Below are 21209 nucleotides of genomic sequence, written 5' to 3' on the forward strand. Positions count from 1 at the left end.
TGTCCTGGTGGGGCTCAGGGTTCGAAGGTGACGGGGAGCCGGGCCGCGCCCTTGCCGGTGGGCGGGACCTGGAGCGTCTTGAGGGCGAACTGCATGACTTCCTTGTAGATGGGACCGCAGATCTGGCCGCCGAAGTAGCTGCCCTTGGTGGCGTTCTGGATCGCGCAGTAGACGGTGACGCGCGGCTTGTCGGCGGGCGCGAATCCGGCGAACGACGAGGTGTAGCCCTTGTACCTGCCGGTCTCGGGGTCGACCCGGTTGGCCGTACCCGTCTTGCCCGCGACCCGGTAGCCGGGGATGCGGGCCTTGGTGCCCGTGCCCTCTTCGTCGTCGACGACGGATTCGAGCATCCGCGACAACGTCTTGGCGGTCTTCGTGCTCACCACCCGGGTCTTCTTGGGCTTGGGCGCGGGCGTGAAGCGGCCGTCGGGCCCCTTCGTGCCGCGCACCAGCGTGGGCTCGACGCGTACGCCGTCGTTGGCGATGGTCGAGTAGACGGAGGTCGCCTGCATCGCGTTGATGGAGAAGCCTTGGCCGAACGGGATCGTGTACTGCTGCGAGGTGGACCACTTGTCGGCGGGCGCGAAGATGCCGGACGTCTCGCCGGGGAAGCCGAGTCCGGTCTCCCTGCCGATGCCGAACTTGCGCAGGTACGAGTAGAGCGACCGGTTGGCTTCCTTCTGGGTCTTGCCCAGCTCGCCGGTGGCCAGGATCGTGCCGATGTTGCTGGACTTGGCGAGCACGCCGTTGAGCGTGAGGTGCCAGGTCGGGTGGTCGATGTCGTCCTGGAAGAGCCGGTCGCCGCGGTGCAGCCGGTTGGGGACCGTCACATGGGTGGCGGGCGTGGCCGCGTTCTCCTCCAGGACGGCGGCCATCGACATGACCTTGGCGGTGGAACCCGGCTCGAAGGCGTCCTGGAGCGAGGCGTTGCCCATGGCCGTCCCGTCGGCCTGCGAGAGGTCGTTCGGGTCGAAGCCCGGGGAGTTGGCCATCGCGAGGATCTCGCCGGTCTTGTTGTCCTGCACTATCACGTAGCCGCGGTCCGCCTGGGACTTCTCCACCTGCCTGGTGATGGCGCTCTGCGCGGCCCACTGGATGTCGCGGTCGATGGTGAGCTCGACGTCGGAACCGGGCACGGCCGGCGTCTCGGTGCTGCCCGCCGTGGGCACCTGGTGGCCGCCGGACTGGGCGTACCTGATCTTGCCGTCCTTGCCCGCGAGCTCCTTGTTGAGCTGCTGCTCGAGGCCGCCCGCGCCCTTGCCCTCGGCGTTGACCCAGCCCAGTATCCCGGCGCCCTGTTGTTGTTTGGTTACCCGGCGTTTGGGGGTGGGGTCGTGCAACCCCCCCCCTGTTTTGTGGGGTGTATTGGTGGGGGCGCGCGCGTTGGCGGCGCGCCCGCCGCGCAGGTCCTTGATCTGCTTCCAGACCTGCGGGGTCTGCCTGCGGGCGAGCAGGACGTAGCGCGTCTTGGGGGTCTTCAGCTGTTCGGTGAGCCGGTCGGCGTCCTTGTCGAGGATCGGGGCGAGGAGCGCGGCGGCCTGCTCGGGCGCGTCCTTGATGCCCATCTCCTTGGCGGTGAACATCGTGGGGTCGGCCGTGATGTCGTACGCGTCCACGCTGGCGGCCAGTTCGACGCCGCGGCGGTCGGTGATGCCGCCGCGCTCGGCGGTCAGGACGTGGCTGAAGTAGCGGTTCTTCTCGGCCTTGGCGGTGTAGACGCTCGCGTCGACCGCCTGCACCTGCAGGAGGCGTACGACGAAAGCCAGCATCACCAGGGTCAGGCCGAGGCTCACCATGCGCAGGCGGGGCCGCGGGCTGCCGAGGCGGATGGTGCGGGCCTTGGTGGCGGGGCGCGGGCGGCGGGCGGGCCCAGCTCCCCCTCCTGCGCGGCGCTGTTCGCCGGGGCGGGCGGGGCGCGAGGGCCGCGCGGGTCCCGGGACCCTGCGTCGCGGGGGTTGGCGGTCCGTCACTTACGTCACCTGCCGGAGGTCGTGGGGCCGGGCGTCGCGGAGGGGTGGGGCGTGGGCGAGGCGCCCGGGGCCGGGGCGGAGGGCGCCGGGGACGCCTGGGGCGCCGAGGGCACCGCGGGCGACGGCGCCACCGGGATCGAGACCGAGGGCGCCGGGGAGGCTACTTCCTGCGGGCGTGGATCCGGCCCCAGCGCGGAGGACTGCTCGGCGGCTCCGGGGACGCCGCGCACGGTGCCGTCCGGGTTCAGGAAGGCCGGGTCACCGCCCGGCACCATGCCGAGCTCACCGGCGCGGCGCTGGAGGGCCTCAGGGGCGGCGTAGGCGTCCACGTCCCGTTGGAGCTCCTGCTCCTGGTCGGTGAGCTCCGTCGTCTCCTTCTTGAGCTCGCTCAGCTGGAACGAGCCCTCGTTGAGCGAGGAGTTCAGGATCAGCAGCGTGATCAGACCGCCGCCGAGCAGCAGCACGACGAGCAGCACGAACGGTGTGCGCGCGGCCTGGCTCGGCCCCGACGGCAGCAGCCGCGCGAGGCGGGCGGCCCTCCCCCGCAGCTCGGGCTTCTTGCTCATGGGGCCTCCTCAGGGACGCCGTTCACGGGTCCTCCCGGCGGGCGCGCTTCACGGGGCCTCCTCGCGGATGCGCTGCGCACCCCGCAGCCGTGCCGGGGCCGCCCGGCGGTTCTCGGCGACCTCTTCCTCGGTGGGGAGTTCGGCGCCGCGCGTGAGCAGCTTGAGCCGGGGCTGGTAGCGCTCGGGGACGACGGGCAGGCCGGGCGGCGCGGTCGTCGCGGCACCGGCCGCGAACACCTGCTTGACCAGCCGGTCCTCAAGGGAGTGGTACGACAGGACGGCGATGCGGCCGCCGACGGCGAGCGCCTTCACGGCCGCCGGGATGGCGGCCTCCAGGACGCTCAGCTCGCCGTTGACCTCGATGCGCAGGGCCTGGAAGGTGCGCTTGGCGGGGTTGCCGCCGGTGCGCTTGGCGGCCTGCGGCAGGGAGTCACGGATCAGCTCGACGAGCCGCGCGCTGTTGCTGAACGGCTCCTTCTCGCGCTCGCGGACGACCGCGCTCACGATCCGCTTGGCCTGCTTCTCCTCGCCGTACTGGCGCAGGATCCGCACCAGTTCGCCCGGTGCGTACGTGTTGAGGACCTCGGCGGCGCTCATGCCGGTCGTCTGGTCCATGCGCATGTCCAGGGGCGCGTCCTGCGCGTAGGCGAAGCCCCGGTCGGCCTCGTCGAGTTGCATCGAGGAGACGCCGAGGTCGAACAGGATGCCCTGGACCTTCGCGATGCCGAGCCGGTCGAGCACCTCGGGCAGTTCGTCGTAGACCGCGTGCACAAGCTCGGCCCGGTCACCGAAGGGGGCGAGCCGCTCCCCGGAGAGCCGCAGCGCTTCCTTGTCCCGGTCGAGGCCGATGAGGCGGGCCGAGGGGAAGGTGGAAAGCAGCGCCTCGCTGTGGCCGCCGAGTCCGAGGGTGCAGTCGACGACGACCGCGCCCGGCTCGGCGAGCGCGGGGGCCAACAGGTCCAGGCATCGCTGGAGCATCACCGGGACGTGTCGGGTGTGGCTCAAAGGGCCCTCTCAGGTCCGGCGCGCAGCGCGGTGCGCACGGCCGGGTCCCCGCCCGCTCCAGAAGGGGAATGGCCTGCTGGCGCCGGGGAAGTGGCGTCAGCCGACCGGGAGCGGGAGGAGGCCGAGCCGTACGTACGCGCCGCGCACGTGGGGGGATTCAGGGAATCTCCGGGTGAACAGTCCAGCTGGGAGCAGGGTCACGGCTCCCACTTCGCGTCACTTTAGTCCACCGTGTCGCCCGGTCAATCAACTGGCCTGCGCGTCGCGCACGGGTCGCCGACGGGTCGCGAAGAACGCCTCTTCACCCGTTCGGGCGTAGGCGCCGCACCCCTGTGGGTTAGCTCACAACAAGACTCATTGACGTTCTTTGTCCCTTCTCACAGCGGGCCCCGGCGATCAGTGCCGACTACCGTCTTAGTCATGTCGACTTCCGCATCGCCCACGGGCTTCCCCACAGAGCCGACCGGCGGCATAGCCGCCGGCGACACCGTCACGGACCGTCTCGTCGAGGCGAACAAGCGGTACGCGTCCGGTTTCACGGACCCGGGCATGGACGCCCGCCCCGTGCTCGGCGTGGCCGTCGTCTCCTGCATGGACGCCCGCATCGATCTCCACGACGCGCTCGGTCTCGAACTGGGCGACTGCCACACCATTCGCAACGCGGGCGGCGTGGTCACCGACGACGTCATGCGCTCCCTGACGATCAGCCAGCGCGCACTCGGCACGCGCAGCGTCGTGCTGATCCACCACACCAGCTGCGGCCTGGAGAGCCTCACCGAGGAGTTCCGGCACGAGCTCGAGCTCGAGGTCGGCCAGCGGCCCGCCTGGGCGGTGGAGTCCTTCCGTGACGTCGATCAGGACGTACGCCAGTCGATGCAGCGGGTGCGGACCTCGCCGTTCCTTCTGCACACCGACGATGTGCGGGGATTCGTCTTCGATGTGACCACCGGTCTGCTGCGGGAGATCGACCCTGCGTGACCGGGTCCGGAGCGGATCTTTCCGGATCACCTCGGCAGGCAAAAGGCCGTAAGAGCTGACATATCGCCGCCAGTTATCCGCGGGCGAGTGACACAACCCGGTATGCCCAACAAGAATGCGGGGTGTGGCACCACGCTGAACCATTCACGCGTGGTGTCCGTGATTCGGGGTGGGCCGGGCCGCACACAGATGCGTCGGCCCGGAGAACGTGTCCGAGGAGGGCCGGGTGACGACCTATGACGATCGAGCGAGCCTCACAGATCTGACCGCCACAGCGGAGCGTGTCCGCGGTTCGGTGGAGGGTGTGATCGAGGGCAAGCCGGAGGTCGTACGGCTTTCGCTGACCGTGCTCCTCGCCGAGGGGCATCTGCTGATCGAGGATGTGCCGGGCGTGGGCAAGACCATGCTCGCCAAGGCACTGGCGCGGTCCATCGACTGCTCCGTGCGGCGCATCCAGTTCACGCCCGACCTGCTGCCGTCGGACATCACTGGTGTGTCCATCTTCGACCAGCAGCGCCGGGACTTCGAGTTCAAGCCCGGCGCGATCTTCGCGCAGATCGTGATCGGCGACGAGATCAACCGCGCGTCCCCCAAGACGCAGTCGGCGCTCCTGGAGTCCATGGAGGAGCGCCAGGTCACCATCGACGGGCAGACCTACGAACTGCCGAGCCCCTTCATGGTGGTGGCGACGCAGAACCCCGTCGAGATGGAGGGGACCTATCCCCTCCCCGAGGCGCAGCGCGACCGCTTCATGGCGCGCGTCTCGATCGGCTATCCGAACGCGGAGGCCGAGCTGCAGATGCTGGACGTGCACGGCGGTGTCTCGCCGCTCGACGACCTCCAGCCGGTGGCGCACGCGCACGACATCGTCAAGCTCATCGACGCCGTGCGCACGGTCCACGTCGCCGACTCCGTGCGGCGGTACGCGGTGGACCTGGTCGGGGCGACCCGCAACCACCCCGACCTGAGACTCGGGGCGTCGCCGCGCGCGACGCTGCACCTGCTGCGGGCGGCCAAGGCCTCCGCGGCGCTCAGCGGCCGGGAGTTCGCGCTGCCGGACGACGTCCAGGCCCTGGCCGTGGCGGTGCTCGCGCACCGGCTGCTGCCCACGGCCCAGGCCCAGTTGAACCGGCGTACGGCCGAGTCGGTCGTCCTGGAGATCCTCCAGCGCACGCCCGTACCGGCCGCCGTCCAGCCGAACAGCGGTTACTTCAACCAGCAGCCGCCCGGCGCACGGAGGCTGTGATGGCGGCCGGGGGGCCGCAGCCGGCGCAGGACGAGGAGGGCAAGGGCGGACTGCGGACCGCGCTCGCGGGTCTGACGACGCGCGGGCGCTCGTTCCTCGCGGCCGGAGTGGCCGCCGCCATCTGCGCGTATGTCCTGGGGCAGAGTGATCTGCTCCGGGTCGGGCTGCTGCTCGCCGTGCTTCCGCTGGTGTGCGCGACGGTGCTCTATCGCACCCGCTACCGCGTCGCGGGCAGCCGCAGGCTCTCCCCCGCGCGCGTGCCCGCCAGTTCCGAGGCGCGGGTCCACCTGCGGATGGACAACGTCTCGCGGCTGCCCACGGGACTGCTGATGCTCCAGGACCGGGTGCCCTACGTCCTGGGGCCGCGGCCCCGGTTCGTGCTCGACCGGGTGGAGGCGGGCGGCCGCCGTGAGGTGTCCTACCGCGTCCGCTCGGATCTGCGGGGGCGCTATCCGCTGGGACCGCTGCAGCTGCGCCTGACGGACCCGTTCGGGATGTGCGAACTGACGCGCTCCTTCTCGACGTACGACACCTTGACGGTCATCCCGCGGGTGGAGGCACTGCCTCCGGTGCGGCTCACCGGCGAGGCCAAGGGGTACGGCGACGGGCGCAACCGCTCGCTGGCCCTCGCGGGCGAGGACGACGTGATCCCGCGGGGCTACCGCCACGGCGACGACCTGCGCCGCGTCCACTGGCGCTCCACGGCCCGCTATGGAGAGCTCATGGTGCGCCGCGAGGAGCAGCCGCAGCGGGCCCGCTGCACGGTGCTGCTCGACACCCGGGCGCGCGCCTTCCGGGGCGCGGGGCCCGACTCGGCCTTCGAGTGGGCGGTGTCGGGCACGGCGTCCACCCTGGTCCACATGCTCGAACGGGGCTTTTCCGTACGGCTGTTGACGGACACCGGGAATTCGGTGCCCGGCGAGGGCTCGGACGGTTTCGCGGGCGCGAGCCAGGAGTCGGCCGACGCGGCGGGGCTGATGATGGACACCCTCGCGGTGATCGACCACTCGGACGGCACGGGGCTCTCACCCGCGTACGACGTGCTGCGCGGGGGCAACGAAGGCCTCCTGATCGCCTTCTTCGGCGACCTCGACGAGGAACAGGCGACGGTGGCCGCCAAGATGCGCCAGCGCAGCGGCGCCGCGGTCGCCTTCGTCCTGGACGCCACGGTCTGGGCGCAGGGCTCCGGCGGCCCTCCGGCGGGCCCCGGCGACGAGCGGGTCCGGATGCTGCGCGAGGCGGGCTGGACGGCCGTGGCGGTACCCCCCGGGGTTCCCCTGGTGGACCTGTGGCGCCAGGCGGACCATCTGCGGGCGGGCGCGGGCCCGGCTCCCGCGGCGGGCACGACGACCGGGGGCTGGGGATGAACCGGGGGCCGGAGACGAACGGCTGCCCGGCAGGCGGGACCAAGGGCACGACAACGGGGGGACGTTCATGAGTGGGCGCGCGCGACTCGCGCTCTGTGCCACGGCGGCGACGCTGATGGCATCGGGGGCGCTGCTTCCGCTCGTCGATCCGGCGACGTGGTTCCTCCAGGCGGCGATCCTGCTCGCGCTGCAGAGCGGCGTGGGGGCGCTCACCCGGCGGGTCCCGCTGGCCCGGCCGGTCACGGTCGCGGTGCAGGCCCTGGTGACGCTGCTGATGCTGACGCTGGTGTTCGCCCGCGAGCAGGCGATCGGCGGGGTGATTCCGGGCCCCGACGTGTTCCGGGAGTTCGGGCTGCTCCTCGAGGCGGGCGGCAACGACGTCGGGCAGTACGCGATCCCGGCGCCGCTCAGTGACGGCATCCGGCTGATGCTGGTCGGCGGCGTCCTGGTGATCGGCCTGGCGGTGGACGCCCTCGCGGTGACGTTCCGTACGGCGGCGCCCGCGGGTCTTCCGCTGCTCGCGCTGTACTCGGTCGCCGCGGGGCTCTCCGGGGACGGGGCCGGGTGGCTGTGGTTCCTGCTCGCGGCCGCCGGATATCTGCTGCTGCTCCTGGCGGAGGGCCGGGACCGGCTCTCCCAGTGGGGGCGGGTCTTCGGGGGCGCGGCGCGCGCGCCGGGACGGATCTCCGGGGGCCTGGAGACCGACAGCGGTGCGATCGCGCCGGTCCGCACGGGCCGGCGCATCGGCGCGGTGGCCCTGGGCATCGCCCTGGTGGTGCCGCTCGCGCTGCCCGCCCTGGACGGCGGGCTCCTCGATGGTTCCGGCGGCGCCGGAGGCTCGGGTTCCGGTGGTGGCGGCACGATCTCGGCGGTGAATCCGCTGGTCGCGCTCCAGGACAGCCTGAACGAACCGGACGACCGCGAGGTCATCTCGTACAAGACGAACGCCAAGGAGACGGAGAACCTCTACCTGCGGATCGTCTCCCTCGACCAGTTCGACGGCACGACGTGGAAGACCACCGTCCGCAGCATCGAGGACGTGCCCCCGCGCCTGGAGGATCCGCCGGGGCTCTATCCCGACGTCCGCAGGAGCGAGATCCAGACGAACATCTCGGCCGCCGACAGCTACGCGCAGAACTGGCTGCCGATGCCCTACCCGGCGAGCGAGGTGAAGATCAACGGCCGCTGGCGGTACGAGCCGGTGGGACGCGCCCTGGTGGGTGACCGCGGGCAGACGACCCGCGGCGCGCAGTACGGGGTCAAGAGCCTCATCGTGGAGCCCACGGCCGAACAGCTGGCCAACGCCGCCGAGCCGCCGAGGCAGATCGCGCGGGAGTTCACCAAGGTGCCCGAGACCTTGCCCTCCGTGGTGGCATCCGAGGCCCGCAAGATCACCAAGGGCTCGTCGAACGACTACGAGAAGGCGGTCAAGCTCCAGGACTACTTCGCGTCGGAGGGCGGCTTCACCTACAACACGCAGGTGCGCGCGGGCAGTGGCCCGGCGGCGATCGCCCGCTTCCTGGAGCAGAAGGAAGGCTTCTGCGTCCACTTCTCGTTCGCGATGGCCTCGATGGCGCGGACGCTGGACATCCCCGCGCGCGTCGCGGTGGGCTTCACGCCCGGCGCCGCTCAGGCGGACGGCTCGATGTCGGTCGGACTGCGGGACGCGCACGCCTGGCCCGAGCTGTACTTCGAGGGCGTGGGCTGGACCCGCTTCGAGCCCACCCCGAACCGAGGCACGGTGCCGGACTACACGCGCCCGGACACCCCGTCCGACGGCGCGAGCGACCCGGCGGCGCCCGAGTCGAGTGCGTCGTCGGCGCCGTCCGACGAGCCGTCGGCCTCGGCGAGCTGCCCGCCCGACCAGCAGAGGCAGGGCGGCTGCGCGAGCACGGCCCCGGCGATCGCGGGGGGCTCGGGCGGCGACGGCCCGCCGATCGACACGATCGTGGCGGTGACCCTGGGGGCGCTGGTGGTCCTCGGCCTGCCCTTGCTGCCGATGCTGTGGCGCCGGCGGATCCGTGCGGTGCGCCTGGGCTCGACGGGCCGTACGGAGGCGGACGCGGCCGCACGAACCCTCGCCGCCTGGCTCGAGGTGACCGACACGGCCTGGGACCACGGGATCACGCCGGACGAGTCACAGACCCCGCGCAAGGCGGCGGCCCGGATCGTGCGGATCGGGCAGCTCACCGCGGCACCCGCGGATTCCGTCCACCGGCTGGCCGCGGCGGTCGAGCAGGTCCTCTACGCGCCACGGCCGCAGCTGACGGCGGGCCTGGCCGATGACGTGCACCGCGTGTCGGACGGTCTGCGGGCCACGTCGAACCGCTCGGCACGGCTGCGGGCAACACTCGCCCCGCGTTCGGCCGCACGGGTGGTGTGGGCGGTCTCGGACCGCTGGACGGCGGTCAAGGCACGGTGGTCCGAGCGGGTCGCCAAGCGGTGGACGGCACTGCGGAGGCCTTCGCGACCGTCGGGTCCGTCGCAGCAGCAGAGCTGACGCACACAGGCAGCAGGAGGACTGACACAGCAGGGCTGACACACGTAGGGCGCCGGTCTCCCGCCTCGATGAGGGGGACGACCGGCGCCCTATGTGTTGCTGAAAAGCTGGAAGGCTATTGGCCCTGTTCGTCGCGGCGGCGCTGCCAACGCTGCTCGATCCGGTCCATCATCGACCGGCGCTGCCTGGCCTGCCGACGGGCCGGGGTGCTGCCCGGGGCCGTTGGTGTGCCTGGCGTGCCGGCGGCCGGCTGTTCACCTGGCTTGGGGGCTTTGCGCCATCCGGTGACGGCGAGCACCGCACAACCGAGCATGACGAGGAAACCGACCACGCTCACCCAGATCTGCTGGGCGACCATTCCCGCCATGAGAAGGGCAATACCCACAAGGAAGCCCGCGACCGCTTGGTAGACCCGTCGCCGGGTGTACGTACGCAGCCCGCTTCCCTCGAGCGCTGTCGCGAACTTGGGATCTTCGGCGTACAGCGCTCGCTCCATCTGCTCGAGCATGCGCTGCTCGTGCTCCGAGAGCGGCACGGAGTCCTCCTCATCGTGCAGTCGCCGGGGCGACCGGGGGTCCCCTTCAGGATAGGCAGGGAATCGCCCCCGTGAAACCCGCCCCTCTGCGCCAACTTCGCCAAACCGGACCACCCTGCCGCTTCGGCTCACTGAAGCGTTCATTCCCCAGCGGCCGATCCGGCATGCCGGACGGTCTGCCTCGATCATACGGCGCCCGTAGCCCGTTCGGGGGGTGTGTGCCGTACTCCATGTGCGGCTGCGCCGCTGATCAGCGGGGCAGCCATGCCGGACATCAGGCCTCGTCGGCATCCCGGGTCTCACCGAGCACATGCAACTGGGTGGCCACGGAGTGGAAGGCGGCGAGCTCGGCGGCGGCCGCCTCCAGCTTGAGCAGGGCCTCCAGGGCGCCGGGTTCGGTGTCCACGAGAACGCCGGGAACCAGGTCGGCGAAGACCCGCACGCCGTGCACGGCGTCGACCCTGACGCCGGCGTCCTCGACGAGACCGGTGAGCTGTTCGGCGGTGAAGCGCCGCGGCACGGGGTCACCCTCGCCCCAGCGGCCGGCCGGGTCGTCGAGCGCCTGCCTGGCCTCGGTGAAGTGCCCGGCGAGCGCCCTGGCGAGCACCGCTCCGCCGAGACCGGCGGCGAGCAGGCTCAGGGTGCCGGAAGGGCGCAGCGCGCTGACCGCGTGGCGCACGCCCTCGGCGGGATCGTCCACGTACTCCAGGACGCCGTGGCACAGGACGGCGTCGAACCCGGCCCGCTCCACGACGTCGAAGAGGCCGTGCACGTCGCCCTGGACGCCGCGCACGCGGTCGGCGACGCCCGCCTCGGCGGCCCGGCGCTCGAGCGCGAAGAGGGCGTTCGGGCTGGGGTCGACGACGGTGACGCGGTGGCCGAGGCGGGCGACGGGCACGGCGAAGTTTCCGCTGCCGCCTCCGGTGTCGAGCACGTCGAGGGAGTGTGACTCCCGGCCCGTGGCCTTGACCCGGCGGTCGAGGGCGTCCTTGAGGACCTCCCAGACCACGGCGGTACGGAGAGAAGCGCGGGGGCGCATCGGGTCCGACACGGCAGTTGACTCCTCGGCGCGTCCACCGCACGTCCGCGGCGGAGCTAGGGGGTTCCCTCCGCCTGCTCTTGCGGCAGTCAGGAGGGTGCGGGCGCTCCCACCCTATTGCCTTCGGACGACTGCCCCGTCACCCGTCTCGGCTCGCGTCCGGCGGCTCCCGCCTGGGCTGGGGCAGCACCGGCTGCAGCCCCAGCATCCGCTCGACGAGGCGTAAGAACATCCCCACGTCACGCAGCAGATCGTCCGCGTCCCGGACGGTGGCCGCGCCCTGTATGCCGGCCTCCGCGCGGGCCCTGCGCGGCGCGCCGGAGGCGAACAGGGCGCTCCACTCGGCCAGTTCGGGTGCTATCTCGGGGAGCACTTCCCAGGCGCTCCGGATGCGCTGCCTGCGGCGCGGGGTCGCCTCGGGCCGGCCGCGGGCGGCGAGGACGGCGGCCGCGGTGCGCAGGGCCGCGAGGTGGGCCGTGGCATAGCGCTCGTTCGGAGGCTCCAGGTGCGCGGCCTCGTCGATGCCGGCGCGGGCCTGGGCGAGCAGTTCGAGTGCGGCGGGCGGGGCCGTGGCCCGGCGCAGGACGGGGTGCACGTCGCTCGCGGGGCCGGTCGCTACGGGGGCAGGGCCGACGGGGCGGTGCCGACGTGCGGCTGCTGCGGAAGTGCTGGCCATGACGAACCTCCTGTCGTCGCGTAACGGCTATGTGGCCGTATGTGCACATCGTGTAGTACGCCACTGACAATCGGCTCTGACCTGGGCTTTTGCCTCGATCGCCGGTTCGCGTTAGTTTTTGCACTGACCAGTCAGTTCAAAAAAGTGGGCGCGAGGGGGAACTGTGGACGGGCCGAACGACGGCGAGCGGGGAGCCGCCGTCACAGCGCGGGAGTTCGGGCTCAAGGGACCGCGGGGCTGGGCGTTCCGCGGGGTCGGCGTCGAGGCCGGACCCGGGTCGCTGATCGCGATCGAGGGAGCCTCGGGGTCGGGCCGCACCTGTCTGCTGCTCGCGCTCACCGGGCGGATGCGCCCCACCGAGGGTGAGGCCTCGGTGGGGGGCTTCCGGCTGCCCAAGCAGCTCGCGGCGGTCCGCCGGATCAGCGCGCTCGGGCCCGTGCCCGGCGTGACCGACCTCGATCCGGCGCTGACCGTCGCCGAGCACCTGCACGAACGGGCGCTGCTGCAGCGGCGGTTCGGCGGCTCCCTGCGGGGCCTGCTGAGGCCGCGCGCCGAGCGGAAGGCCGAGGCGCGGCTGCGGGTCGACACGGCGCTGACCGCCGCGGGGCTCGACATGGAGTCGCTGCCCAAGGGGCGGCGGACCTCCGTACGCGATCTGGAGCGCCTGGAGATCCTGCGGCTCTCCGTGGCCCTCGCGCTGATCGGGCGGCCCCGGCTCCTTGGTGTCGACGACGTCGACCTCAAGCTGTCGGACGCCGAACGGCGCGAGGCCTGGGACCTGTTGAGGTCCCTCACCAAGAGCGGCACCACCGTCGTGGCCGTGTGCAACGAAGCCCCCGACGACGCGATCGCCGTATCCACGGTCCGCGCCGACGACAGCAAGACCGACGACAACGAAACCGACGACAAGGAGACGGCGGATGCGCTCGCCGAAGCTGGCCTCGCTTGAGCTCAGGCGCTTCGGCAGGGGAAAGCTGCCGCGTGCCGCGCTCGTCGCGCTCCTGCTGCTGCCCCTGCTGTACGGCGCGCTGTACCTCTGCTCGTTCTGGGACCCGTACGGCCGCCTCGACCGCATTCCCGTGGCGCTCGTCAACGACGACAAGGGCGCCACGGCCTCGGGCAAGAAGCTCGCGGTGGGTGACGGCATCGTCGACGGGCTCAAGGACAGCAAGACCTTCGACTGGCACGAGGTGAGTTCCGCCGAGGCACGCGCGGGTGTCGAGGACGGGACGTACTACCTGTCGCTGACGATGCCGTCCGACTTCAGCAAGCGCGTCGCGTCGAGTTCCGGCGACTCCCCGGAGACGGGCGCCCTGCGGGTCCGCACGAACGACGCCAACAACTACATCGTCGGGCAGATCTCCCGGACGGTCTTCTCCGAGGTGCGCACGGCCGCCTCCACGAAGGCCTCGCGCTCCTTCCTCGACAAGATCTTCATCTCCTTCTCCGACATCCACGGGGCGACCGAGAAGGCCGCCAAGGGCGCCGACAAGCTCGACAGCGGCATCGGCGAGGCCAAGAAGGGCTCCAAGAAGCTCGTGACCGGCCTCAAGGACGCCAAGAAGGGCAGCGGGGACCTGGCCGGGGGCATCAAGAAGCTCGACAAGGGCGCGGGCGATCTGGAGACCGGGGCGAAGAAGGTCTCGGACGGCACCCAGAAGCTGGCCGACAAGGTCAACGGCACCGCGGACCAGGTGCGGCCCTTCCTCAAGGACAACGGCAAGACCATCGGAGACACGGCCCAGCTCGTCGCCGACTCCTCCAAGGCCCTGCGGGGCAACCTGGACACCTGGGTCAAGCTCGCACCCGGGGCGGCCGAGGGCGCCAAGAAGGGCTCCGAGACCATCGGCGGCCTCTACACGGAGCGCTGCGTGGACCTGCCGGTGCCCGACCCTGCCTGCCCGCAGCTCAAGAAGGCCAAGACGGCCGCCGAGAACGTGTCGACCATCGCGGACGACATGAACACCGTGGTCAAGGACCAGAACAGCGACGTCAAGAAGCTCGACAAGCACCTGGCCACGCTGCAGAAGAAGTCCCAGGCCCTCGCCGACCGGGCCCCGCACCTGGACGAGGACCTGAACAAGGCCGTCACCCAGATCAACGAACTCAACACGGGCGCGGGGAAGGTCGCCAAGGGCGCCAAGAAGCTGCACACGGGCCTCGGCACCGCCAAGACCGGCGCCGACGACCTCGACACCGGCATCGGCAAGCTGGAGACGGGCGCGACCGACCTCAAGGGCGGCATGTTCAAGCTGGCCGACGGCTCCGGGAAGCTGTCCGGCGGGCTGCACGACGGCGTCAAGAAGATCCCCGACTACGGCAAGAAGGACCGCGACCAGCGCACCGACGTCATGGCCGACCCGGTGCAGCTCGCCTCCCAGTCGATGCACAAGGCGCCCAACTACGGCACGGGCTTCGCCCCGTACTTCATCCCGCTGTCCCTGTGGGTCGGCGCGATGGTGGCGTACATGCTGATCCAGCCGCTCAACCGGCGCGCGCTCGCGGCGGGCGCCTCCGCCTGGCGGATCGCGTTCGCGGGCTGGCTGCCGGTCGCCGCGCTGGGCGTGCTCCAGACGGCGGCCCTGATGTCGGTCCTGCACTGGGGCCTGGGCCTGCAGATGGCGCGGGCCGCCGGGACGGTGGGCTTCCTCTGCCTGGTGACGTGCTGTTTCGCCGCGATCGTGCAGTGGCTGAACGCGCGCTTCGGGGCGGCCGGGCGCATCCTCGTCCTCGCGGTCCTGATGCTGCAGCTGACCTCGGCAGGCGGCACGTACCCCGTCCAGACGAGTCCGTCCTTCTTCGGCGCGATCCACCCCTTCCTGCCGATGAGTTACGTGGTCGACGCCCTGAGGAGGCTCATCACGGGCGGCGGACTCGGCCCCGTCTGGCAGGCGTGCGTGGTCCTCACGGCCTTCACCGCGGGCGCCCTCGCGCTGACGGCGCTCTCCGCGCGCCAGAAGCAGGTGTGGACCCTGGACCGCCTGCACCCGGAGCTGAGCCTGTGAGACCCGCAAGTGCGTCTGCCCGGGCGCCGAGACCTGTGAGAATCGGGCCCATGGACAGCAGCGCAACCAGCACCCGGCGTGAGGCCACCCGGCAGAAGCTCTACGAGGCGGCCGTCACCCTCATCGCCGAGCAGGGTTTCTCGGCCACGACGGTCGACGAGATCGCCGAGCGGGCCGGGGTCGCGAAGGGCACGGTCTACTACAACTTCGCGAGCAAGTCGGTCCTCTTCGAAGAGCTGCTGCGGCACGGCGTCGGCCTGCTCACCGCCTCCCTGAAGGAAGCGTCCGAGAAGGCGGTGGAGCGCGGCGGCAGCCAGGTCGACGCGCTGGACGCGATGATCCGGGCGGGCCTGGTCTTCATCGACCGCTATCCCGCCTTCACCCAGCTGTACGTCGCCGAGCTGTGGCGCACCAACCGCGCCTGGCAGTCCACCCTGATGGTGGTCAGGCAGCAGGCGGTCGCCGTCGTGGAGGACGTGCTGCGCGCGGGCGTGGAGAACGGCGAGCTCAGCGAGGAGATCGACATCCCCCTGACGGCCGCCGCGCTCGTCGGGATGGTCCTGGTGGCGGCCCTGGACTGGCAGGCCTTCCAGCCGGAGCGCTCCCTCGACGACGTGCACTCGGCGCTCTCGCGCCTGCTGCAGGGCCGGGTGAGCGGCAGCCGCTGAGCCGCGACCGGGCCACACACGCAAAGGCGCCGGGCCGGTGCCGCCTGATCTCCAGGTGGCACCGGCCCGGCGCTTCTTGCGTTCCCCCGCAGTCCCCCGTTCGGCCCCTCGGGTGGTCATTCCCGAGCCGCCGTCCGTCTCCCCGCGTCTCACTCCCACCTTCGGTGGGGTGGGAGGAGCGGCCAAGGGCGCCGCGCCGTTCCGCCGCCCCGTGTCGGCGGTACGGACGCTGCGCCCTTCTCCGTGTCCCTCACTCTTCCGTCTGCGCAGGTCGGGACCCATCCGCGCTGATACTCATCTCCATCACTAGGTACGGATACTCAGACCTGGGCACTCATCCCCAGGCCGGGTCGTTCCCGACTGGTTACGATCGCGTCCGTGTCCGTACTCCCCCTGGTCTTCACCAGCGGCTGGGCGAGCGGGATCAACGCGTACGCCGTGGTCCTGCTGCTCGGTGTCTTCGGCGCGACCGGGATCTCCGACGAGGTCCCGGAGTCGCTGCAACGTCCTGATGTGCTGATCGTCGCCGGGATCCTCTTCGCCTGTGAGGCCGTCGCCGACAAGATCCCTTACGTCGACTCGGTGTGGGACACCGCGCACACCGTGATCCGGCCGGTGTCCGGCGCCGTGGTCGGCGCGCTGCTCGCCGGGCAGAGCGGTTCGCTGCCCGACCTGGCCGCGGGTGCGGTGGGCGGTTCCACGGCGCTGGCGAGCCATTGCGTGAAGGCCGGGACGCGGATGGCGATCAACACCTCGCCGGAGCCGTTCAGCAACGTCATCGTGAGCACGGCGGAGGATCTCGGGGTGGCCGGGATCGTCACCTTCGCGATGTTCCATCCGGAGGCGGCGGCGATCATCGCGGCCGTTCTGCTGGTGCTCGGCCTGATCCTGCTGTACTTCCTGATCTCGCGTATCCGGCGGTTCCTGCGGCGCAGGGCGCAGCGGCGCGAGGAGAGGCAGCTTGCGGCGCACGGCGGCCGGCCGCCCGACTGAGGGCTCCCGGCGTGACTGTCAGTGGTGGCCGATAAAGTCCCTGGCATGGCACGGATTGTGGTGATCGGCGCAGGGATGGGCGCGATGACGGCGGCCGCCCGGCTGGCCGTGGCGGGCCACCGGGTGGTGGTCCACGAGCGGTCGGGGACGTACGGCGGCGCGCTCGGCAGCTTCGAGCGGGACGGCTTCGCCTTCGACACGGGCCCGGGCCTCCTGCAACTCCCCGCCGTCTACCGCGACCTGTTCGTCAAGACGGGCAAGGAACCGCTGGAGAAGTGCGTCGAGCTGTCCCAGGTGGAGCCCGCCGTGCGGCACGTCTTCGCGGACGGCACGACGGCCGATCTGCCGAACGCGTCGCGCGCGGGCGTCGGCGAAGCCCTCGACGCGGCCCTCGGCAGCGGCGCGGGCGCCCGCTGGTCGGCGTACATGAACCGCGCCCGTGAGGCATGGGACCGCACCCGGCGCCCCCTCCTGGAAGAGCCCCTCTGGCCGAACTGGCAGGTTCTCGCCGAGCGCGAGCCCTACCCCTCGGTGCCGCACAAGCGCCTCCTGCGGCGCGAGCGGCGCGCGAAGACCCTCACCGAGGCCGGTGAGTTCGAACTGGGGGGCGATGCACGCCTCCTGGCACTCCTCGAGCAGTACGCCCTCGCGAGCGGCCTCGACCCCCGTGCGACCCCGGCGAGCGCGGCCGTCCTGCCCTACATGGAGCACACCTTCGGCGCGTGGTCCGTGCGCGGCGGCATGCGCGCGCTCGCGCGGGCCGTGTACGAACGGTGTCTCGCCCGGCGCGTCGAGTTCGCGTTCGACTCCCCCGTGACCCGGATCATCGAGAAGGACGGCCGCGCGGCGGGCGTCGAGCTCGCCGACGGAACGGCGCACGAGGCGGACTTCGTGGTCGCCGGTGTCGCCCCCGGCGTACTGGACGGCTTGTTGTCCGGTGTATCCGCCATGCCCGGCGGTTCCGGTGTGAACATACGGGCGGAGGGTGAGGTACAGGCCCGCTCCGGTCTCCCCAGCCGCCTGATGATCTTCCTGGCGCTGACCGGTGCACGGCCGGACGGGACGCCCCACCGCACGGTGCTGCACACCCCCGACCGCCGGGACGAGCTCGACCGGCTCTTCGGGGAGCGTCCCGGCCTGCCCGCCGCCCCCACCCTCACGGTGCTGCGCCCGGCCGACCCGGCGCTCACGCCCGACGCCGGACACGAGGCGGTCACCCTGACGGTCACCGTGCCCGCGCACACAGAGGTCACCGAGGCGGACGTGGAGGGGCTGCTCGACCGCGCCGAGGCCGTGCTGCCCGGACTCCGGGACCGCCTGCTGTGGCACGAGGTGCGCACCCCCGCCGACATCGCGGAGGCCACCGGCGCCGACGGCGGCGCGGTCCCGCCCCCGTCCCTCGCGGCGGGTGAGGGCCGGCTGCTCCACCCGGCCAACGGCACACGGCTGCCCGGGCTCTTCGCGGCCGGCGGCTGGGCCCATCCCGGCGGCGGTCTTCCGCACGCGGGGATGTCCGGCACGCTGGTCGCCGGACTGATCGTGGAGGGACCGGAGTTCCGGGGCTCGCAGTGACCTGCGGAAGCCCGCGGCGCCGACCGGCACCGCGGGCCCTTGATCAGTACCGGTACTGCTCGTCGTAGCCCGCGTCGTACCCGTTCCCCGGGGCCTGCTCGCCCTGGTAGGGGTACGGCTGCTCCGGCGGGAGTTCGCCGCCGTACTGCCCGTAGGGGTCCTCGACGCTGCGCTGCTGGGGCACCCAGACCCCGCCGGGCGGAGTCTCGTTGTACGTCCCGGCCCCGCTGCCGTAGGGATCTGCGGCGGGATAGGGCGCGTACTGCTGCTGGTCGCCGTACGTGTCGTAGCTCTGCTGGCCGCCGTACGACTGCGTCCCGATGTATGGGTCGGAGTACGCGGCGTACTGCTGCTGCCCCGTCTCGCCGTACGCGTAGGGCTGCTGGGGGTCATAGCCCGCGGTGGCGTACGTGTCGTAGCCGTAGTCGCTGTCCGCGGCGGCCGACTGCTGCTGGGCGTACGCCGCGTCGCTGTAGACGCCGTACTGCCCGGTGTCGTCGGGCAGCGGCTCCGGCGCGTAGACCCCCACGTCGGGCGGGCCCTCGGGCGGCGGCCCTGCCGGGCCCGCCGCCTCGTACTCCAGATCGGACACCTGGAGTACGGGGTCCTGATGGGCCTTTGCGCCCCGTGGCGTCGTCTTGCGGCGCTTGCTCAGGCCGGGCTGGCCGCCGAGCGCCCAGCCGGTGGAGAAACCGCGCCGGAAGGACAGCGTCACGTACGTCTGTCCCGTGGCGAAGGCGATCGCGCCCGCACCGATGACGATCACCGACGGCAGCAGCACGCCGATGACCACGCCGAGGAAGCCGCCGAAGGCGAGCAGCCGCCAGCGCAGCCGCGCCTTGTACTGCAGCAGCACTTCGCCGAGCAGCCACAGCGCGACGCATCCGAACGCGATGTAGAGGACCGTCCAGCCCATGTACGCCCCTCTCCCCACGGCCGCCGCCCGCAGGGGTACGACCGGTCAGGTCTGCGGGTGATGCAGACCCAGATTCTCGTAGATTTCCAGCGTCGCCGTGGAGTTGTTCAGCGTGATGAAGTGCAGCCCCGGCACACCCTCGTCAAGGAGTCGCGCGCAGAACTCCGTCGCGAACTCGATGCCAATGGAGCGTACAGCCGCCGGATCGTCTTTGGCTGTGAGGATGCGCTCTTTGAGCGCCGGGGGGAAGGAAGCGTTGCTGAGCTGGGGCAGCCGCTCCAGCATGCGCACGTTCGTCACCGGCATGATCTCCGGGATGATCGGCGTCGAACAGCCCGCGGCCTCGACCCGGTCGCGAAGGCGCAGATACTCCTCCGGGTAGAAGAACATCTGTGTGATCGCGTAGTCGGCGCCGGCGCGGCACTTGTCGACGAAGTGCCGGACGTCGGTGTCCCATTCCTCCGAGCGCGGATGCATCGCGGGGAAGGCCGCGACGCCCACGCAGAAGTCGCCGGACTCCTTGATCAGCTGGACCAGTTCGGCGGCGTACGTCAGGCCCTCGGGGTGCTTGACCCAGTCCGCCAGGGGATCGCCGGGCGGGTCACCGCGGACCGCGAGCATGTTCCTGATGCCGGCGTCCGCGTACTGCCCGATGATGTTGCGCAGCTCGGCCACGGAGTGGTCGACCGCGGTGAGGTGGGCGACCGGCGTGAGCGTCGAGTCGGCGACGATCTGCTGCGTCTCCTTGACCGTGCCCGCGCGCGTGGACCCGCCCGCTCCGTACGTCACGGAGACGAAGCTGGGGGCCACCGCCTCGACCCGGCGCAGGGCGTTCCACAGGTTCCGCTCGCCCTTCGGGGTCTTCGGCGCCGAGAACTCGAACGAGTACGTCGTCTTGCCGGTCGCGAGCATGTCGCGCACGGTGCGTGCGCGATCAGTTCTGGTGGAAGCAGTGCCTAGGGCCATACGGGCAGGTTAGCTACGGGGCACCGCTACCGGCCAATCCCCGTCCACCCTGCGGACAGCGTCGCCGCAGGTTGGCCGAAGATCGCCGATCAGGCCGTACGCAGCCGCTTCGCGAAGTCGGCGGCCGCCGCGCCCGGATCGTCCGCCTCCGTGATCGCCCGTACGACGACGACACGGCGGGCGCCCGCTTCGAGCACCTCGTCGAGGTTGCCCGCGTCGATGCCGCCGATGGCGAACCACGGGCGGTCGGTGCCCAGCGAGGCCGTGTACCTGACGAGGTCGAGTCCGGGGGCGTACCGGCCGGGCTTGGTGGGGGTCGGCCAGCAGGGCCCTGTGCAGAAGTAGTCCACGCCGTCCTGCGTCGCCGCGGCGGCTGCCTCGGTGTCGGCGTGCGTGGAGCGGCCGATGAGGACGTCCTGGCCGAGGACGGCGCGGGCCGCGGGGACGGGCAGGTCACCCTGGCCCAGGTGCAGCACGTCGGCGCCGATGGCGTGCGCGACGTCCGCGCGGTCGTTCACCGCGAGGAGCTTGCCGTGCCGGCGGGCCGCGTCGGCGAAGACCTGGAGGTGGTCGAGCTCCTCGGCCGCCTCCATGCCCTTGTCGCGCAGCTGCAAGATGTCGACACCGCCGGCGAGGACGGCGTCGAGGAACTCCGGGAGGTCTCCCTGGCGCTTGCGGGCGTCCACACACAGGTAGAGGCGGGCGTCGGCGAGCTGCTCGCGGGCAGGCTTGGTGGCCATGGAAAGGTCCCCCGGTCGTCGGTGGCCTACGGGCCGCGTGTCCCCCGGGGGATCCGCGGCCCGTACGCAACGGTTTCCGTTTCGGTCAGACGGCGAGCGCCTGGGCGCGACGCTTCACCTCCGTGCCGCGATTCTCGCTCAGGGCCTGTGCGGGGGTGCCGGGCAGGGTCGGGTCGGGAGTGAAGAGCCACTCCAGCATCTCTTCGTCGGAGAAGCCGTCGTCCTTCAGGAGCGTCAGGGTGCCGGTCAGGCCCTTGACGACCTTGTCGCCGTCGATGAAGGCGGCCGGCACCTGAAGCGCGCGGTTCTCACCACGGCGTACGGCGATCAGCTGGCCCTCCTTGACCAGCTGGCGCACACGCGTCACCTCGACGTCGAGCATTTCTGCGATGTCGGGAAGGTGGAGCCACTCGGGGACGAGAGCATCAGTCTTTGCGTCAATCTCGGTCACGGGGTCAAGCGTATCT

General features: G+C 71.6%; 19 protein-coding genes. 9 read left to right on the top strand and 10 right to left on the bottom strand.

The genetic code is table 11. The features are described from left to right. Positions 1-14: 14 nt before the first annotated feature. The 3 genes from ACWGIH_RS31310 to rsmH are packed head-to-tail and all read right to left on the bottom strand — an operon-like array spanning position 15 to position 3541. A complete protein-coding gene (locus ACWGIH_RS31310) occupies positions 15-1970 on the bottom strand; it encodes a peptidoglycan D,D-transpeptidase FtsI family protein (RefSeq protein WP_453691722.1) in 1956 nt (651 codons plus the stop codon). Positions 1971-1975: 5 nt separating this feature from the next. Next, positions 1976-2536, bottom strand: coding sequence for a hypothetical protein (locus ACWGIH_RS31315; protein ID WP_453450329.1), 561 nt, complete (start codon positions 2534-2536; stop codon positions 1976-1978). Between the two features lie 48 nt (positions 2537-2584). Then, positions 2585-3541 carry a 16S rRNA (cytosine(1402)-N(4))-methyltransferase RsmH gene (gene rsmH, locus ACWGIH_RS31320; RefSeq protein ID WP_453450328.1) on the bottom strand — a complete coding sequence of 319 codons (957 nt, stop codon included), beginning with the start codon at positions 3539-3541 and terminating at the stop codon, positions 2585-2587. 357 nt (positions 3542-3898) lie between these two features. On the opposite strand from rsmH, the gene ACWGIH_RS31325 reads away from it, so the two are divergent. The 4 genes from ACWGIH_RS31325 (at position 3899) to ACWGIH_RS31340 (ending at position 9632) form a co-directional block, all read left to right on the top strand. Continuing rightward, a complete protein-coding gene (locus ACWGIH_RS31325; RefSeq protein ID WP_453450327.1) occupies positions 3899-4519 on the top strand; it encodes a beta-class carbonic anhydrase in 621 nt (206 codons plus the stop codon). Between the two features lie 226 nt (positions 4520-4745). Next, the gene (locus ACWGIH_RS31330) at positions 4746-5765 is read left to right on the top strand and encodes an AAA family ATPase (RefSeq protein WP_453450326.1); all 1020 of its coding nucleotides are present in this window, start codon (positions 4746-4748) and stop codon (positions 5763-5765) included. Next, on the top strand, positions 5765-7132 hold the full coding sequence (locus ACWGIH_RS31335) for a DUF58 domain-containing protein (RefSeq protein WP_453450325.1): 1368 nt from the start codon (positions 5765-5767) through the stop codon (positions 7130-7132). The genes ACWGIH_RS31330 and ACWGIH_RS31335 overlap by 1 nt, the downstream gene beginning before the upstream one ends. 67 nt (positions 7133-7199) lie before the next feature. Continuing rightward, complete coding sequence (locus tag ACWGIH_RS31340) at positions 7200-9632, top strand: transglutaminase TgpA family protein (protein ID WP_453450324.1); 2433 nt, start codon at positions 7200-7202, stop codon at positions 9630-9632. Between the two features lie 115 nt (positions 9633-9747). Here the strand turns inward: ACWGIH_RS31340 and ACWGIH_RS31345 are convergent, their stop codons facing one another. From ACWGIH_RS31345 to ACWGIH_RS31355, 3 genes are all read right to left on the bottom strand, one after another. Further along, a complete protein-coding gene (locus tag ACWGIH_RS31345) occupies positions 9748-10167 on the bottom strand; it encodes a DUF3040 domain-containing protein (RefSeq protein ID WP_453450323.1) in 420 nt (139 codons plus the stop codon). Positions 10168-10441: 274 nt separating this feature from the next. Further along, positions 10442-11218, bottom strand: a complete 777-nt coding sequence (locus ACWGIH_RS31350; protein ID WP_453450322.1) for a methyltransferase — start codon at positions 11216-11218, stop codon at positions 10442-10444. Positions 11219-11345: 127 nt separating this feature from the next. Then, positions 11346-11882 carry an SAV_6107 family HEPN domain-containing protein gene (locus tag ACWGIH_RS31355; RefSeq protein WP_453450321.1) on the bottom strand — a complete coding sequence of 179 codons (537 nt, stop codon included), beginning with the start codon at positions 11880-11882 and terminating at the stop codon, positions 11346-11348. A 163-nt stretch (positions 11883-12045) separates the two neighbouring features. On the opposite strand from ACWGIH_RS31355, the gene ACWGIH_RS31360 reads away from it, so the two are divergent. The 5 genes from ACWGIH_RS31360 (at position 12046) to ACWGIH_RS31380 (ending at position 18120) form a co-directional block, all read left to right on the top strand. Beyond that, complete coding sequence (locus tag ACWGIH_RS31360; RefSeq protein ID WP_453450320.1) at positions 12046-12831, top strand: ATP-binding cassette domain-containing protein; 786 nt, start codon at positions 12046-12048, stop codon at positions 12829-12831. Next, positions 12803-14887: a YhgE/Pip family protein gene (locus ACWGIH_RS31365; protein WP_453450319.1), complete on the top strand. Its 2085-nt coding sequence runs from the start codon at positions 12803-12805 to the stop codon at positions 14885-14887. The genes ACWGIH_RS31360 and ACWGIH_RS31365 overlap by 29 nt, the downstream gene beginning before the upstream one ends. Before the next feature lie 50 nt (positions 14888-14937). Continuing rightward, positions 14938-15555 carry a TetR/AcrR family transcriptional regulator gene (locus ACWGIH_RS31370; RefSeq protein ID WP_453450318.1) on the top strand — a complete coding sequence of 206 codons (618 nt, stop codon included), beginning with the start codon at positions 14938-14940 and terminating at the stop codon, positions 15553-15555. A gap of 378 nt (positions 15556-15933) precedes the next feature. Continuing rightward, positions 15934-16548 carry a DUF4126 domain-containing protein gene (locus tag ACWGIH_RS31375; RefSeq protein WP_453450498.1) on the top strand — a complete coding sequence of 205 codons (615 nt, stop codon included), beginning with the start codon at positions 15934-15936 and terminating at the stop codon, positions 16546-16548. A 45-nt stretch (positions 16549-16593) separates the two neighbouring features. Further along, a complete protein-coding gene (locus tag ACWGIH_RS31380; protein ID WP_453450500.1) occupies positions 16594-18120 on the top strand; it encodes a phytoene desaturase family protein in 1527 nt (508 codons plus the stop codon). 43 nt (positions 18121-18163) lie between these two features. On the opposite strand, the gene ACWGIH_RS31385 is transcribed toward ACWGIH_RS31380, so the two are convergent. The 4 genes from ACWGIH_RS31385 to ACWGIH_RS31400 all read right to left on the bottom strand — a co-directional run bounded on the left by ACWGIH_RS31385 (position 18164) and on the right by ACWGIH_RS31400 (position 21193). After that, complete coding sequence (locus ACWGIH_RS31385; RefSeq protein WP_453450501.1) at positions 18164-19036, bottom strand: hypothetical protein; 873 nt, start codon at positions 19034-19036, stop codon at positions 18164-18166. A 45-nt stretch (positions 19037-19081) separates the two neighbouring features. Next, positions 19082-20002, bottom strand: a complete 921-nt coding sequence (gene metF, locus ACWGIH_RS31390) for a methylenetetrahydrofolate reductase [NAD(P)H] (RefSeq protein ID WP_365822753.1) — start codon at positions 20000-20002, stop codon at positions 19082-19084. A gap of 89 nt (positions 20003-20091) precedes the next feature. Further along, a complete protein-coding gene (gene thiE, locus ACWGIH_RS31395; protein WP_453450502.1) occupies positions 20092-20742 on the bottom strand; it encodes a thiamine phosphate synthase in 651 nt (216 codons plus the stop codon). Positions 20743-20827: 85 nt separating this feature from the next. Beyond that, positions 20828-21193, bottom strand: coding sequence for an Rv2175c family DNA-binding protein (locus tag ACWGIH_RS31400; protein WP_363208251.1), 366 nt, complete (start codon positions 21191-21193; stop codon positions 20828-20830). Positions 21194-21209 lie beyond the last annotated feature (16 nt).

It is taken from the genome of Streptomyces sp. NPDC054872 (assembly GCF_053610705.1).

Excerpts from the sequence above, each read along its gene's own strand:
- ACWGIH_RS31315 (WP_453450329.1), bottom strand. The coding sequence starts at position 2,536 with ATGAGCAAGAAGCCCGAGCTGCGGGGGAGGGCCGCCCGCCTCGCGCGG.
- ACWGIH_RS31335 (WP_453450325.1), top strand. The coding sequence starts at position 5,765 with ATGGCGGCCGGGGGGCCGCAGCCGGCGCAGGACGAGGAGGGCAAGGGC.
- ACWGIH_RS31340 (WP_453450324.1), top strand. The coding sequence starts at position 7,200 with ATGAGTGGGCGCGCGCGACTCGCGCTCTGTGCCACGGCGGCGACGCTG.
- ACWGIH_RS31355 (WP_453450321.1), bottom strand. The coding sequence starts at position 11,882 with ATGGCCAGCACTTCCGCAGCAGCCGCACGTCGGCACCGCCCCGTCGGC.
- ACWGIH_RS31365 (WP_453450319.1), top strand. The coding sequence starts at position 12,803 with ATGCGCTCGCCGAAGCTGGCCTCGCTTGAGCTCAGGCGCTTCGGCAGG.
- ACWGIH_RS31370 (WP_453450318.1), top strand. The coding sequence starts at position 14,938 with ATGGACAGCAGCGCAACCAGCACCCGGCGTGAGGCCACCCGGCAGAAG.
- ACWGIH_RS31380 (WP_453450500.1), top strand. The coding sequence starts at position 16,594 with ATGGCACGGATTGTGGTGATCGGCGCAGGGATGGGCGCGATGACGGCG.
- ACWGIH_RS31385 (WP_453450501.1), bottom strand. The coding sequence starts at position 19,036 with ATGGGCTGGACGGTCCTCTACATCGCGTTCGGATGCGTCGCGCTGTGG.
- metF (WP_365822753.1), bottom strand. The coding sequence starts at position 20,002 with ATGGCCCTAGGCACTGCTTCCACCAGAACTGATCGCGCACGCACCGTG.
- thiE (WP_453450502.1), bottom strand. The coding sequence starts at position 20,742 with ATGGCCACCAAGCCTGCCCGCGAGCAGCTCGCCGACGCCCGCCTCTAC.